The 13700-nt window shown below is 66.8% G+C and carries 11 protein-coding genes, 1 tRNA gene and 5 pseudogenes; 5 read left to right on the top strand and 12 right to left on the bottom strand.

The genetic code is table 11. The features are described 5' to 3' along the window. Positions 1 to 664 precede the first annotated feature (664 nt). Positions 665 to 1059: pseudogene (locus tag MTP03_RS20400) on the top strand (helix-turn-helix domain-containing protein); the annotation flags it as partial. Positions 1060 to 1100: 41 nt separating this feature from the next. Here MTP03_RS20400 and MTP03_RS20395 read toward each other — a convergent pair. Next, positions 1101 to 1988, bottom strand: coding sequence for an IS3 family transposase (locus tag MTP03_RS20395; protein WP_248489730.1), 888 nt, complete (start codon positions 1986 to 1988; stop codon positions 1101 to 1103). After that, on the bottom strand, positions 1985 to 2272 hold the full coding sequence (locus tag MTP03_RS20390) for a transposase (protein ID WP_248489729.1): 288 nt from the start codon (positions 2270 to 2272) through the stop codon (positions 1985 to 1987). The genes MTP03_RS20395 and MTP03_RS20390 overlap by 4 nt, the downstream gene beginning before the upstream one ends. A 213-nt stretch (positions 2273 to 2485) precedes the next feature. Here MTP03_RS20390 and MTP03_RS20385 point away from each other — a divergent pair. Together MTP03_RS20385 and MTP03_RS20380 are read left to right on the top strand one after the other, a co-directional pair. After that, positions 2486 to 3734, top strand: a pseudogene (locus MTP03_RS20385) (IS256 family transposase). 258 nt (positions 3735 to 3992) lie between these two features. Beyond that, positions 3993 to 5449, top strand: a pseudogene (locus tag MTP03_RS20380) (IS1634 family transposase). Positions 5450 to 6025: 576 nt separating this feature from the next. On the opposite strand, the gene MTP03_RS20375 reads toward MTP03_RS20380, so the two are convergent. The 4 genes from MTP03_RS20375 to MTP03_RS20360 all read right to left on the bottom strand — a co-directional run bounded on the left by MTP03_RS20375 (position 6026) and on the right by MTP03_RS20360 (position 9277). After that, complete coding sequence (locus tag MTP03_RS20375) at positions 6026 to 6700, bottom strand: polymorphic toxin type 44 domain-containing protein (protein WP_248489728.1); 675 nt, start codon at positions 6698 to 6700, stop codon at positions 6026 to 6028. Beyond that, positions 6697 to 7455 carry a hypothetical protein gene (locus MTP03_RS20370; RefSeq protein WP_248489727.1) on the bottom strand — a complete coding sequence of 253 codons (759 nt, stop codon included), beginning with the start codon at positions 7453 to 7455 and terminating at the stop codon, positions 6697 to 6699. The genes MTP03_RS20375 and MTP03_RS20370 overlap by 4 nt, the downstream gene beginning before the upstream one ends. Positions 7456 to 7958: 503 nt before the next feature. Beyond that, the gene (locus MTP03_RS20365) at positions 7959 to 8471 is read right to left on the bottom strand and encodes a hypothetical protein (protein WP_248489726.1); all 513 of its coding nucleotides are present in this window, start codon (positions 8469 to 8471) and stop codon (positions 7959 to 7961) included. A gap of 161 nt (positions 8472 to 8632) precedes the next feature. Further along, positions 8633 to 9277 carry an MspA family porin gene (locus MTP03_RS20360; protein ID WP_248489725.1) on the bottom strand — a complete coding sequence of 215 codons (645 nt, stop codon included), beginning with the start codon at positions 9275 to 9277 and terminating at the stop codon, positions 8633 to 8635. Between the two features lie 53 nt (positions 9278 to 9330). Here MTP03_RS20360 and MTP03_RS20355 point away from each other — a divergent pair, with 53 nt between their 5' ends. Continuing rightward, complete coding sequence (locus MTP03_RS20355; RefSeq protein ID WP_248489724.1) at positions 9331 to 9480, top strand: hypothetical protein; 150 nt, start codon at positions 9331 to 9333, stop codon at positions 9478 to 9480. Between the two features lie 682 nt (positions 9481 to 10162). Here the strand turns inward: MTP03_RS20355 and MTP03_RS20350 are convergent. From MTP03_RS20350 to MTP03_RS22950, 3 genes and pseudogenes are all read right to left on the bottom strand, one after another. Beyond that, a tRNA-Thr gene (locus MTP03_RS20350) sits at positions 10163 to 10235 on the bottom strand. Between the two features lie 126 nt (positions 10236 to 10361). Continuing rightward, positions 10362 to 10805, bottom strand: a pseudogene (locus tag MTP03_RS24075) (DinB family protein); the annotation flags it as partial. Then, positions 10802 to 10930, bottom strand: coding sequence for a hypothetical protein (locus tag MTP03_RS22950; protein ID WP_256465180.1), 129 nt, complete (start codon positions 10928 to 10930; stop codon positions 10802 to 10804). The gene MTP03_RS22950 and the pseudogene MTP03_RS24075, both read right to left, overlap by 4 nt. Before the next feature lie 41 nt (positions 10931 to 10971). Here MTP03_RS22950 and MTP03_RS20345 point away from each other — a divergent pair, with 41 nt between their 5' ends. Then, positions 10972 to 11457: a GNAT family N-acetyltransferase gene (locus MTP03_RS20345; RefSeq protein WP_248489723.1), complete on the top strand. Its 486-nt coding sequence runs from the start codon at positions 10972 to 10974 to the stop codon at positions 11455 to 11457. Here MTP03_RS20345 and MTP03_RS20340 read toward each other — a convergent pair. The 3 genes and pseudogenes from MTP03_RS20340 to MTP03_RS20330 form a co-directional block, all read right to left on the bottom strand. Then, positions 11352 to 12443, bottom strand: a complete 1092-nt coding sequence (locus tag MTP03_RS20340; protein ID WP_248489722.1) for an ABC transporter substrate-binding protein — start codon at positions 12441 to 12443, stop codon at positions 11352 to 11354. The genes MTP03_RS20345 and MTP03_RS20340 overlap by 106 nt on opposite strands. 85 nt (positions 12444 to 12528) lie before the next feature. Then, entirely contained in the window at positions 12529 to 12756 is a 228-nt protein-coding gene (locus MTP03_RS20335) for a hypothetical protein (RefSeq protein ID WP_248489721.1), read from the bottom strand. Beyond that, positions 12756 to 13675 (bottom strand): annotated as a pseudogene (locus MTP03_RS20330) (SPFH domain-containing protein). Before MTP03_RS20330 ends, MTP03_RS20335 begins: the two are co-directional and overlap by 1 nt. Positions 13676 to 13700 lie beyond the last annotated feature (25 nt).

Genomic DNA, 13700 nt, shown 5'->3' with positions numbered 1-13700 from the left:
CGACCGTCCATGCTCGCGCGGCTCATCTGGTGCCGTACCAACGCCGATCCGTGTCTCATCGCGCTCCACTCCTCTTGGCCCTTCGGCCATCCCGATGGAGTCCGCGAAGCGAGAGGACGAACCTCTTCGATACCGGTGCTGTTGCGTCGATCGGTGTCCGCTGCCCGATCCCGCCGCGAACAAGTCGCATCGCGTCGTCGCGAACTCGTCTCCGTCCTCTCCATCTGCCTGACGCCGGCCACCCTGGCACCGGACCTCTCGTCCCGGCAGCGTCGGGTGGTGATGACATCACGTTATATTCTCGTCGGGCGATCGGTGGGTGCATCGAGGCAGTCGGCAGGCGGCGGTGATCCTCCTGGGCCGATGTACGGCGGCAATCAACCCGAGTCGCGGCACCGGCCTCAGGAACTCCTCGCGTTCCTCGAGCAGATCGAACGGACCCATCTTGTGTCGCGTCACGTCAGTCGCGAATCCGCTCATGCACTCCCGTAGGGGAAGAGCCATTGAAGGGAACGCCGACTCGGCTATGCATCGAGGCATCTAGCTGTTGCGGGTCATGACGTTGTAGACACACCGGCACGGTCGGGCTGAGACGGGAGACGGGTCCCCGGCGGCAGGATGAGTAATCGCCAAACCACTCACCAGCCGAGCCGAAGGACCCGTCATGGTTCACCGTAATGCCCCGTTGTCGTTCGAGGGTCGCCGCCGTCTCGTTGAGCGGTGTCGGCATCGTCCGATCGCCCACGTCGCTGCCGAGATGGGCATCTCCCGTGCTTGCGCCAGCAAGTGGGTCAACCGCTACCGCGGTTCGGTGAGCTGGGCCTGCACGACCGCTCCAGCGCACCGGAGACCTCACCAACGGCCACCGACGGTGCCGTGATCGCCGACATCGAACGGATGCGACGCGAACGCAAGTGGTCAGCCCGCAGGATCTCTCACGAGCTGTCTCTGGACGGAACCTCGATCTCGGTGCGGACGGTCTCCCGACATCTGCTCGCACTCGGACTCAACCGCCGCCGGTTCCTCGACCCCTGCGGCGACTCGAACCGGGAACCACGCGGAGCTTGACCCGGTTTCCCGGACAGTTGGTGTGACAGGAGTCAGGCTACGCCTGCGAGGCCGTGGAGAGCCTCGTGGTACTCGTTCTCGAATTCGATCGGCGAGAGGTAGCCGATACTCGAGTGCCGCCGGCGCGGGTTGTACCAGGCTTCGACCCATTCGAAGATCGCCGATGCGAGCTGCTCGGGCGAGTCCCACTCGCGGGTGTCGAGGAGCTCGCGCTGCATGGTCGACCAGAACGATTCCATCATCGTGTTGTCCACGGATGAGGCGACCCTACCCATCGATCCGAGGAGCCCCGCCCGGCGCATACGATCACCGAAAACCCAAGAGGTGAACTGACTCCCACGATCCGAGTGCACTATCGTCTCTCCGTCGGGTTGGCGTCGCCACAGTGCGTACTGCAGTGCATCGACGACCAGTTCGGTGCGCATGTGATCGGCGATCGACAAGCCGACCAGACGACGGGAGAACGTGTCGAGGACACCGCAACAGTAGATCTTCCCGGTCTTGGTGGGATGCTCGGTGACGTCTGTGCACCACAGCTCATCCGGGGCGTCCGCGGTGAACTGCCGCTGCACCAGATCTTCGAAGACAGCGTCAGCACGCTTGTGTCGCTTCATTTTCCGTGACCCGCCGATCCCGCTGATGCCCAGCAGTCGCATCAGTCGGGCGACCCGCTTTCGCCCGACCTTCTCACCACCGGCCAGGCGCAGGTCAGCGTGCACCCGCGGAGAGCCGTAACAACCCCGCGACAGGGCATGGATGTCGAGGATCGTGTCCGCCAGATGCGCATCGGATTCGTCCCGGGCCGAGGCCGGCCGGTCGCGCCACTCGTAGTAGCCGGACCGCGACACCCTGAGCGTCTCGCAAGCCACCGCGACGTCGAAGCTGTCTGCGGCCAGTTCGTGGACCAGCGAGAACATCATTTTGGGAGGATGTTCTCCCGCGCGAAGTACGCCGACGCACGTTTGAGAATCTCCACCTCCTGCTCCAGGCGCTTCTTATCGCGGCGCAGCTGGGCCAGCTCCGCCCGTTCCGTGGTGGACAGGCCCTCCTTGCGGCCGGCGTCGACATCGTCGATATTCATCCACCTGCGCAGACACGACTCGGAGATCCCCAGATCCTTCGCGATCTGGATCACCGACGCGCCCGGCTCACGGGTCAGATTCACCGCCCGACGACGAAACTCCTCAGGATGCGGCTTCGGCATGACGTGGACTCCTCTCCTGCAGCAGCAACGCTACAGATCAGGTGTCCGGAAACCGGGTCAAGCTCCGGTAAGTCCCCTGGGGTGGTGGGGTTTCAGACCAGGACGGCCGGGACCCTGCCGGGGTGAGGTCGTGTCGCTCCCGTGCCGGGGTGGGCCATCGCGTAGTGGTCAATGAGTTACCGCCAAGTGACTCACAGAAGGACACACCACACGATGACCCAGGACCATTCTGCCGTGCTCGCCCGCCTCGACGAGTTGAAGGCCGCTGATCCGCAGGCGATGATCGCCGAGCTGCTGCGGGGACCTTGCAGGAGCTGATCGAAGCCGAGCTCACTGCGGTGATCGGCGCCGGCCGCTACCAGCGCACCGATGAGCGGACCGTGCACCGCAACGGGCACCGCCCGAAGACCGTGACGACCGCCGCCGGTGATGTCGAGGTGCAGGTCCCGAAGCTGCGGGCGGGGTCGTTCTTCCCCACCCTGCTCGAGCGGCGCCGCCGGATCGACCGCGCCCTGCACGCGGTGATCATGGAGGCTTACGTGCACGGCGTCTCCACCCGCAACGTCGATGACCTGGTCAAAGCTATGGGCAGCCAGGCCGGAATCTCCAAGTCGGAGGTCTCGCGCATCTGCGCCGGGTTGGATGAGGAGATCACCCGGTTCCGGGAGCGGATCCTCACCCACACCACCTTCCCGTACGTGTTCCTCGACGCCACGTTCTGCAAGGTCCGCGTCGGCGCACACGTCACCTCGCAGGCTCTGGTGGTCGCGATCGGAGTGTCGATGGCCGGCACCCGTGAAGTGCTCGGCACCGCCGTCGGGGACAGCGAATCCTACGAGTTCTGGACCGAGTTCCTGCGCTCGCTCAAGGCCCGCGGCCTGGCCGGGGTGCACCTGGTCACCTCCGACGCGCACGCCGGCCTCAAACGCGCGATCAGCGAGCAGTTCACCGGCGCCGGCTGGCAGCGCGGGTGCACTTCATGCGCAACATCGGCGGCACCGTTTCAGCGAAGCAGATGCCGCCAATCATGGCCGCGGTCAAGACGATCTTCGCGCACAAGGATCCCGACGATATGCGCGTCCAGTGGGACCAGGTCGCCCAGTCGCTGGCCGGATCATGCCCGAAGGTCGCCGCGATGCTCGACGCCGCCAAAGACGACGTGCTGGCGTTCCTGGCGTTCCCACCCGGGCACTGGATGAAGATCTGGTCCAACAATCCGATCGAACGGCTGAACAAGGAGATCAAACGCCGCGCCGACGTGGTCGAGATCTTCCCCAACCAGGCCGCGTTCCTGCGGCTGGCGACCGCCGTCGTCATCGAGCAACACGACGAATGGCAGGTCGTCCGACGCTACGTCTCCGACGTCTCCATGGACGAACTCCGCGCCGTCATCGCTGCCAAACAGCGCGCCGCGCAGAGCAACTCGGACGCCATGCTTGCCGCCCCCACCGCCGTCAGCTAACGTTCACCACGACTCGTTGATCACCACGCGAACCTGATCCGAAGTCCACCACACCACGGGGCGCTGTCGAGTGGAACACACCTTCCCACTTTTGATCACCTGACTTCGGCCACGATTCAGACATGCGTGTGCATGTAGCGATGTGACCTGGTGCGATCGGCTGGTCTTGGTGCGGATCTGCGCACTAAATCTTGGGGTTCGTAGGCTGCTGAGGTGGCGTACGTGAGGACGGTGAAGACCGCGTCGGGGGCGACGGCGGTGCAGATCGTCTGGTCCTCGACGCGTGGCTCCCACAAGATCGAGCACCTGGGCTCCGCGCACGATGAGCAGCAGCTCGCCGCACTCCGCGGAGCTGGCGAGGAGAAGATCGCCGCAGGTCAGACCGCCTTGGATCTCGGTGTCGACGGGATGCCGCAGGTGGATCCGTTGCCGATCACCGCATCGCGAATGGCGGCACTGTGGGACGCCCTCGTCGGCGCCTACCGGCTGCTTGGGTTCGATACCGCCACCGGCGGCGATGCGGTGTTCCGCGATCTGGTGCTCGCCCGGATCATCGAGCCGACGAGCAAGCTCGACTCGCTGCGGGTACTTGAGGCAGTCGGCCAGGACCCGGCGTCGTATCGGACCGTGACACGGCGACTCCGAGAGTTCGCGAAACCGGCTTGGCGGCAAGCACTATCAGCCGCGTGCGCCGACCACGTCGGGATCGGGCCGGCGACGCTGCTGCTCTATGACGTGACCACGTTGTACTTCGAGACGGCCGCCGAGAACGAGTTCCGCAAGCCCGGCTTCTCCAAGGAACGACGTCTCGAGCCGCAGATCACCGTCGGGCTGTTGACCGACCCGGCCGGGTTCCCCCTGCAGATCGAAGCGTTCGAAGGGAACCGCGCGGAGACCACCACAATGCTGCCGACGATCGCCGCGTTCACCGCCGCCCACCAGCTCGAATCGGGGCAGGTCACCGTGGTCGCTGACGCCGGGATGGTCTCCGCGGCGAACAAGCAGGCCCTCGAAGCCGCCGGACTGCGGTTCATCCTCGGTGAACGTCTCGGCGCGAGCGTGCCGTGGATCATCGATGACTGGCGCCGCCGTCATCCCGGTCAAGAACCCGACGATCAGCTCGTACTGACCCAGCCGATGCCCGCCGGCCCCGCCGACAAACGCCGCGATCACGTCGTCTACTACCAGTACCGGGCCGCCCGCGCCCGCCGCACACTCAAAGGCATCGACGAGCAGATCATCAAGGCGCAGAAGGCCGTTGACGGGACGATCCGGTCAAGCGGAACCGGTTCGTCACCATCAAAGATGCCAAGAAGACCGTCAACCGGGACCTCGAAGCCCGCAACCGAGCCATGGCTGGGTGGAAGGCCTACGTCACCAACATCGACGCCCCGACAGCAGATTTCGTCATCGGCTCCTACCACCAGCTCTGGCGGATCGAGAAGACCTTCCGGATGACCAAGAGTGATCTCGCTGCCCGCCCGATCTACCACCGACTCCGCGAGAGCATCGACGCCCACCTGACAGTCGTGTTCGCCGCCCTCGCGATCACCAGGCTGATCGAAGGCCGCACCGGCTGGAGCATCAAGAAGTTCGTCACCACCGCCCGCCGCTACCGCACCATCGACATCCAAGCCGGCCAGCACACCATCACCGCCGCCGACCCCGTCCCCGCGGAACTACAGGACGCGATCAACGCGATCCTTGCGCACTAATTTGGCCTAAGTCAGGTGCCGTTTGTGCACCTCGCGACTGCATGCTGGTACACCGAGATCAGCTCTTGGTGCGCAGCAACCGCGAGGCCGATGTCCACACCTCCGACTCCTAATACGGTGAGCGTGCGGACGGCGTTGCTCTGCGAGGGCGTCTGGCAAGGTCCTTCTGGTGTAATCAAGATCTCACCGTGCCGTATGTCTGTCGGCCACCAAATTGAGATGGGGTCAAGGAGTTGGAATATTGACCAATTGCAGCGCCACGACGGTGGCACCGACCGACGCAACGAGAACGGAAGCGAGTTGCAACCACCAGAAGAACCGACCCTGTCCAATAGCGCCGAATGAAACCCAAATCCCGAGCACTGACACCACGGCTCCGACGAGGAAAGCTGCGGGCCCGGAGAACTAGGAGACCCCACGCAGGAGGTTCGTAGCCGACGGTGTCCCACCACGCCAAGCAGGTCGTGATTGTTAGTGCCACGGTCAGTACGCCGGAGACGAGCACTGCGATCTCCCAGTTGCCGTGCGCGACCGAGCGTGCTGCTCTTGCGACTACCGTGCGCACTCGTCCCATCGCTAGTACTGTCCGGACGGTCGGAGGTTGGTCATGGTGGTCCCAGCCGCCTGTGCGGCTTCGAACTGCTGGACCAGCGACTGAATCGCCTGGTTGTACTCGCCCCACGTCAGGTCTCGGCCTTCACGCTGCGCGAGCTCCCACCCTGCCTGAGATGCCATGGTGTCCCAAGGTGACTGCTTTCCGGAAAGGACGGGAACGTCCTGTCCCTTGATTGTTTCGTCGAGAGGCCACCCAGCCAGATTCATGATGTAGCCGTAGTGAACGTTCGAGAAGAAATCGTAGTAGACGGTGTTGTCGCCGTACGGAGGCTGGAAGTACAGGCCGTCTTCCGTGTACGTGTTCGTCAAATTCTGAATCTTGGGCTTGTGGTCCCAGGTCCTACCCGGCGCAAACACCTCGAACAACGCGCCGGCACTTTCGAACTGGGGATTCCCGCCTAGCGCCAGCGACATCGTCGAATTTCTCGTATCTGCAGCAGCCTTAACCTTCTTAAAGGTGTCTGTGTTCGGATTGTTCTTCATTTCGTCGAACATGTACTGCATCGTCTTATCCCACTTTGCCCGGCGATCATCCTCCCAGTTGGTCGGCTTGCTGACGACGGTCGCGTCTCGCATAACACTGGTCATGGTGTCGTCGGCGACGGCACGCCCGCTGCGCACCGTGGACTCCGTCACCTTCCGCCGCCGGTACGTCCCGACCAGCGACGCGAGCTCGGCGGCCTGGTAGGGGATGCCTGAGTTCTTGTCGCGGTTCTCGTTGCTGCTGCGGGTCTGGTTCTCGTCGCGGTCGCGGGCCTTGCTCGAGTTGCTCGAGGTGGTGGTCTCGGGTGTCGGGGTCCGCAGTTGGGGCGTCGTGGTTGGTGCCTGCGGGGTGGTCTGTACGCGAGGGGCGTGGTGACGGGGTTCTGCGCGGTCTGCGTCGGAGTCACCTGCCCAGTCTGCGGCACCTGCCCGGTCTGCGGGGCCTGGGTGGGGCCGCAGTTGAGGATGCAGGCGTTGGGGTCGGTCTGGTCGGGGGTGGGCATCGGCCGCGCGGTGCCCTGGAACCCGTTGCCGTTGCCGCTTCCGTTGGGCGGCGCGAGGGTGTCCGGCGGGGTGTAGCCGGGCACCGTCGTATTCGGGGCTTGCGGGGCGGTGGTGTTGCCGCCGTTGCCCTGTGTCGGGCCGGGGTCCTGGGTGGGTTGCGGGCCGCAGGTCTGGCTGCCGTCGGGGCACGGCGCCGCATTAGCCGGCGTCGAGGTGAGGCCGACCGGGAGCAGGATCAGTGCGGATGCGATCCCGACGGCGCCGATCGCGGCGGCGACGCGAGCGCCGGGTGAGGCAGGTCCGTCGCCGGAGTGCAGGGTCGGGTTTGAGTCGCGGAGCTCGCGGACGCCCTTCCAGAACACGAGGCCGATGAGGCCGGCGATGAGGAAGTAGCCGAGGAACACGACTGGGACGGGGTCCAGTACCGCGCCGGCCCGAAGGTGAGCAGGAATTCGAGGATCAGCAGCGCTGCGGCGGCGAGGGTGATGGCCCACCACCCGGAGCGTCCGATGCGGGGGCCGTCTCCGGTGCGGGCGGCGTGCGCGGGCTTGCCTGGGGGTGGGGTGTCGTCGCGGGCGACCGGTATCTGCGCGGTGTCGGGAGCCGGGTTCGACTCGTCGGGGCTTGTCATGGGTCCTCGGTTTCTCGGGATCTGGGGGCTGATGCGGGTGGTTCACGTCGCAGTGTTCGCGATCAGCGGGGAACGGATTCACCAGAGCACGGTTTCTCGTCCGGTCTCAACCACCGGACGGGTCCGGACAGGTCCGGACGCCCATCTCTGCTGGCAGCGACCGTTTTCGTTACCGAACTGTGATGTTCGCGGGGCGGGTTCGGCGGTGTCCGGAGTGTCCGGTCCGGACGGCGTGTCGTCGTTTCCGGTGTCGGCGTGTCGCGCCTCTACGGTGTGTCACATCGTGGCCCAGCTGAGCAGGAATGCCATCACCGCCAGTGCGGCGACCAGCACGACGATGACGCTCACCACGGCGATGGCGACAGGCTTGCGATCAACCGCATCTACTCGCTTTGACGCCGCAACGTCACCCGCGCTCTGCACGGCGGCGGGGACGTCGACCGATCGCCGCCAGGCTTCGTGCCACCGCTCGGGTGTCCAGTCGGTCACGACTGCTTCCACGTCGCTTCCCTCCGCTGTGGTGATGCCGCTCGCAGTGATGCGCAAGTAGGCGATGACGGGTTCGAGGTCCTCGAACCGGGCCGGTACGTGCCGGCCTGCGCGCCAGTCCGAGAGTCGCTGCTTCGACACACCCGGTGCTGCGTGTGCGACGGCGGCGAGGCTCGGGTTCCCCGCTTCCTCGAACGCACGCCGCAGCGCGGAGGCGAGATCGCCCTCGCGGCCGGGGATCGGCTCCCTCACTTCTGCACCAGCGCGTAGAACTTCTGGAGGTTCGACCAGAACAGCCACCCCGCCACCACCGTGATGACGAAGAAGCCGCCCCAGACCGGCCAGGGGCCGATCGCTTCGACCGCCCTGGGTAGGCGGGGAGCGTGAACGCGCAGCAGACGATCAGCACGGCCCCGGCCGCGAACCCCAACACCGCCTTCAGGGCCTCGCCGCGCTCGGACTCAGCCACGAGGACCCGCCGGGGCAGCCGATGGCTTCGCAGGCGCCGACAGTTTCGCGGCCGGTGCTGGCTTCGCGCTCGAGGCTGCGGGCTTCGCCGCCGGGGCAGGGGCGGGCTTCGCGCTTGGTGCCGGCTTCCCGGCGGGCTTCACGCTCGGCGCGGGCTTCGCATCGGGTGCAGGCTTCGCGGCCGGTGCGGGCTTGACCTGCTCGCTGGCCCGCGCGGCGACGGCGGTGTTCGGGGTCGCCGCCAACGCGGGCGGGTTCGGATCGGCGCGGACCTTGGGCGGGTTCACCGGCGGATCGTTCGCGTCGCGGCGCAGGTACAGCGGTGTCCCGTACGCTGTCGTGCTGATGTCGCCGTGGTCGGTGGACAGGGTCGCCACAGCCCACATCACGATCTGCGCGGCCCAGCAGGCGTCCATCCGCACCATGGTTTCGCGGACCACGACGTAGCCGGATTTGCCGGTCAACGACTTCTTGGCCAGGGCCTGCTCTTTCGATCCGCCCGCGGCGATGGTGCCCTGGATCGTTCCCGAAACGGTGGTGGTGCCGCCGCCGGTGCCGGAGATGCCTTCGGTGACGGAGGCGTTCACTGATCCGTTGCCCTGTCCGCCGTTCGAGCCGCCCTGACCGCCGGCGGTCACCCCTTGTTGAGATGACAGCGAGGGGGTCAGCGAGTAGTTCCCGGCCTGCGAGGGTGCCGCCCAGCTGGATCTGCTGCGGCGACGCCCCGCACGCCAGGGTCGTGCCGACGGTGATCGTGGCGCTGCGGACCTTCACCTTCGGCGGCTTCTTCGGGTCCTTGACCTCGATCACCGCCCGCCCGGCCATCGACAACGCCGCCTGATACGACTGCGGTGATCCACCCAGCGGCACGAGGCTGCGGGCGTTCATCCCGAACAGCTCGGCCCTCACGATGAACCCGTCGGCGTCCTCCTGCGCCCGGGCCTTGTCGGCGAACACGCCGGTGCGGACCGCGCCCATGCGCGGCATCGGGTCCGGCGCCACCGGATCCGCTGCGACCACCCCACCAGCCAGTGTGACCCCGGCGACCACCACGACCGCGCCGACCTTCCGCATGTCCGCGCGCCGTAACCGGTCACGCTGCTGCGATTCCAAGATTCCGCGCCGTTTCTCTCGGTTCACCTGCGTGTCCGTCATGCTGCCCCTCGTAGTTCAGATTCACTTCAATCACATACACAACTTGGGTAACACTGAAGCAGCAGTTGAGGGTTTACACCAGCATCGTTATTGAATCGCAATGTAGATAGTCGGACTAACGACGCCGATGAGGCCACGTATCCGCAGGTAGAATGCCTGATTGCAATCGGCATCAGGCATCAATGTGATCTGTGTCGCGTCTGGGGGCGCGGTGTGCCGCGACGTCCGCACATCGCTATCGCGCAGGGGAAGGTGGAAAGGGTTGCCGCCGGAGGCAGAGCCAACGCATGCCGTCACCGGGGCGGCGCTCGCGCCCTCGTCGCCAGCGAGAGGGCCCCGATCCGGACTGACCGGACGGGGGCGAGGGGAGCTGCCTGCGAGAATCGAACTCGCGACCTTTTCATTACGAGTGAAGCGCTCTACCGACTGAGCTAAGGCAGCGTGGCCGCGCACGGATGCGCGACCGAGGACTAAGTGTACGCAACGCCGCCGGGCGTACCAAATGCGCCGCTCAGCTGGGACGTCGCGCCAGGATCTGCTCTCGAAGGATCTCCGCGTGGCCCGGTGCTGGGCGAGCTCGCGCAGCATGTGCAGGTACACCCACCGCAGAGGCAAGGGGCCGAGGCGATGATGCGGCAGGACGTCGTCCAGCGTCATGGTCTCGGTGGTGCGCCGGGACGCATCGCAGGCAGCCGCGTACGCCGTGAGTACGGAATCGACCGTGTCCCCGTCGTCCAGGATGAACGTCTCATCGACGGTCGGGGCGATGCCCAGGTCGGCGCGCGAGCGGCCGGTGACGGCACCGTCGAACCATACTTTCTCGACCGTCGTCGAGTGCTTGACCAGTCCCAGCAGTGTCGTGCGCGAGGGTACGAGCGAGGCGCGTGCCTCGTGTTCGGTGAGTCCGTCGACGGTGGCGGCGAGCCGCGTCCGGTGCTCGTCGAGGAACACCTCGAACTGTTCGCGCAGGGGTGCGTCGAGTGTGGTCGGTTCGGTCGTGGGCAGTGTCATCGGTGCGGTCCGATCGGCGACGCTGCCGTTCTGAGGTCCTCGTCGTTCACCTGCTTGCAGACGGGGCTCTCGAAGTGCCCCGCACATTCGCTGAGCCCGGCCTCGGCCAGGATCGTCACCGCCATGACCCGATGGTACGGAGATTCGCCAGTGCGATCATCGACCCATGCTCATCCTCCGTCGCGCCGCCGCCGGCGACGAGCTCGCGGTCGCCACGGTGCACGTCCGGTCCTGGCAGGCCGCGTACGCCGACCTCCTCCCGGCGGACGGCCTGGCCGCGCTCTCGCCGCAGGATCGCGCCCGGCGCTACACGTTCGATGCCGTCCCCACCGTGATCGCGGAGGCGAACGGCACGATCCGCGGGTTCGTCACCTACGGCGAGCGGGACGGTCGCGCGATGATCTGGGCCCTGTACGTCGACCCGGGCCACTGGGACGAGGGGCTGGGCGCCCGTTTGTTGAACTGCGCGCTCGCGGACCTCGCCGGCCAGGGGCGGCGCACCGTCGACCTGTGGGTCCTGCAGGGCAACACCCGGGCCGAGCGGTTCTACCTGCGGCACGGCCTTAGGCCGACGGGCCGCACCCGGCGCGAAACGCTGTTCGGCGCGGAGGTCGAGGAGTTCGAGCTCCGCGCCGAGACGGCGTCGTCGTGACTACCCGCCGATCCAGGCGGGGATCGTGGGCCGGGCACGTCGAAGGCCTTCGCGATGTCCGCGAGGATGTGGTACGCGCCTTGCACGCTCACGGCGCTCATCCATTCGGCGTCCTTGACCTCCACCACGCGCGGCGCGAGCGGCGCCCACAGTGGGTTCTGGCGGAAGGTGTTCAACGAATCGGATCCCTTGTCGCCGTTGGTCGTCACGAAGATCTTCGTGCCGTCGGCGGCGGGAATCCGCTCGGCGCTGATCTCGGTCATGAACTCGTCGATGTTCTGCGACTCGGGCCGCGCCAGCCCGGCGTCCTGCAGGACGATCCCGGAGAACGACTTCTTCGCGTACAGCCGGGTGGGCCCGTCCAGGAACCGCACCACGGAGATGGTCGTCTCCGGGCCGGACTTCGCCTTCACGGCGTCGCCCACCTTTTTCGCCTGCGCCTCGTACTCGGCCAGCCGCTCATCCGCCAGGCCCTCCTTGCCGAGCGCCTTGGCGAGCAGCCGGATGTTGTCCTTCCACGTCGGCCCCGTGGTCTCGCTGAACACGGTGGGTGCGATCGCGCTGAGCTGCGGGTACTCCTTGCTATGCCGCACCTTCGCGCTCACGATCAGGTCGGGCTTGGTCGCGACGATCTTCTCCAGCGACGGCGCCGCCAGCTTCCCGACACTCACCGCCTCCGCGCCGAAGTTCTTCGACGATGCGCCAAGGTAGTCGGGCAGCTTGCTGCCGAGGGTGTTGTACTCGGTGAACGCGACCAGCTGCGTGTCCAGCATCAGGGTCGCGTCGGCGAACGACGCGTCGAGCGCGGCCACGCGCTGCGGCTGACTCGGGATGGTCGTCGAGCCCATCGCGTGTTCGACGGTCCGCGGGAACGCGGCCCCGGCGGCACTGCTTCCGGCCGGGTCCGACGGTGCGCTGTTGCCGCACGCCGTCAACGCGCCGATGGTGACCGCGGCGAGCGCCACGCGCGTCAGGGAGAGCTTCATGGGTGGGGGATTCCTTCCTTCGCGAGAATCGCGAGCGGAAGGTTACGCTGCCCTTACTCCCTACGACAACTGTCGTGAGCGCAGGTCACGGTTCCCGAGAGGGCCGGCCGGGCCCACGCATCGGCCGCACTTTCGAGGGCATCCGTCCGGCTTCCTCGAGCGCCCGCCGCAGCAGGTGCTCGATCTGGGCGTTGACGCTGCGCAAGTCGTCCGCCGCCCACTTCGCGAGCGCCTGGTAGACGGCGGGGTCGATCCGGAGCGGGACCGCCTTCCGGCCCCGCTCCGGCTTCTCGCCCGACTGCGGTGTGTCCACTAGCTGTACAGACTCCCCGTGTTCACGACGGGCGTGGTGCGGCTGTCGGAGCACAGCACCACCAGTAGGTTCGAGACCATCGCGGCGCGCCGCTCGTCGTCCAGCTCGACGGTGCCGTTGTCCTCGAGCCGTGTGAGCGCGTTCTCGACGATGCCCACCGCGCCCTTGACGATCTTCTCCCGCGCCGCGAGCAACGCGGACGCCTGCTGCCGCTGCAGCATCGCCCCGGCGATCTCGGGGGCGTACGCCAGCGAGGAGATCCGGGCCTCGAGGATCTCCAGGCCGGCCAGCTCGACCCGCGCAGCCACCTGCTCCGCGAGCTCCGCGGCCACCTGATCGGTCGATCCGCGCAGCGACGTCGCGCCGGCAACGGCGTCATCGGCGTCGTACGGGTGGCTGGTGGTCACGTGGCGGAGCGCGGACTCGGCCTGCGAGACGATGAACTCCTCGTAGTCCTCGACCGCGAAGGTCGCCCGGGCGGTGTCCGCGACCTGCCACACGATGATCGACGCGATGTTCACCGGGTTGCCGGTGGAGTCGTTCACCTTGAGCTCGGCGGTCTCGAAGTTGTGCACCCGCACGGAGAGTCGGCGCCGCGTGGTGAGCGGCAGGACGAGGCCAGGCCCTGGTTGCGTACGGTGCCCACGTACTTGCCGAACAGCTGGACCACCAGCGTGTGGCCGGGCGCGACGACGACCACCATGCTGATGAGCAGCACAGCCGCGATCACGAGTGCCACGGCGACCGCGATCAGCGCGGGCGCCTCGACGGCGATGGACGCGATGACCACGCCCACCGCCACGGCGAGGAGCACCAGGAAGCCGAAGAAGGCGGCGACCGCCGCTCCCGCCCCCGCGTGCCACGCCGCCCGCTCGGAGATCGTCACCTGGGTGTCCTCGGGTTGAACGATGCCGGTCATCTCTCCTCCTTATTCTGATATCACT

Origin of the sequence: Tsukamurella sp. PLM1, assembly GCF_023168325.1 — a bacterium.
Taxonomy (GTDB): domain Bacteria; phylum Actinomycetota; class Actinomycetes; order Mycobacteriales; family Mycobacteriaceae; genus Tsukamurella.
Note: the sequence above shows the minus strand (reverse complement) of the source record. Positions and strands in the feature narration are given on the sequence as shown.

Coding starts and splice junctions, on each gene's coding strand:
- MTP03_RS20395 (WP_248489730.1), bottom strand. CDS start 1,988: ATGATGTTCTCGCTGGTCCACGAACTGGCCGCAGACAGCTTCGACGTC.
- MTP03_RS20390 (WP_248489729.1), bottom strand. CDS start 2,272: ATGCCGAAGCCGCATCCTGAGGAGTTTCGTCGTCGGGCGGTGAATCTG.
- MTP03_RS22950 (WP_256465180.1), bottom strand. CDS start 10,930: ATGGCGGTGACGATCCTGGCCGAGGCCGGGCTCAGCGAATGTGCGGGG.
- MTP03_RS20345 (WP_248489723.1), top strand. CDS start 10,972: ATGCTCATCCTCCGTCGCGCCGCCGCCGGCGACGAGCTCGCGGTCGCC.
- MTP03_RS20340 (WP_248489722.1), bottom strand. CDS start 12,443: ATGAAGCTCTCCCTGACGCGCGTGGCGCTCGCCGCGGTCACCATCGGC.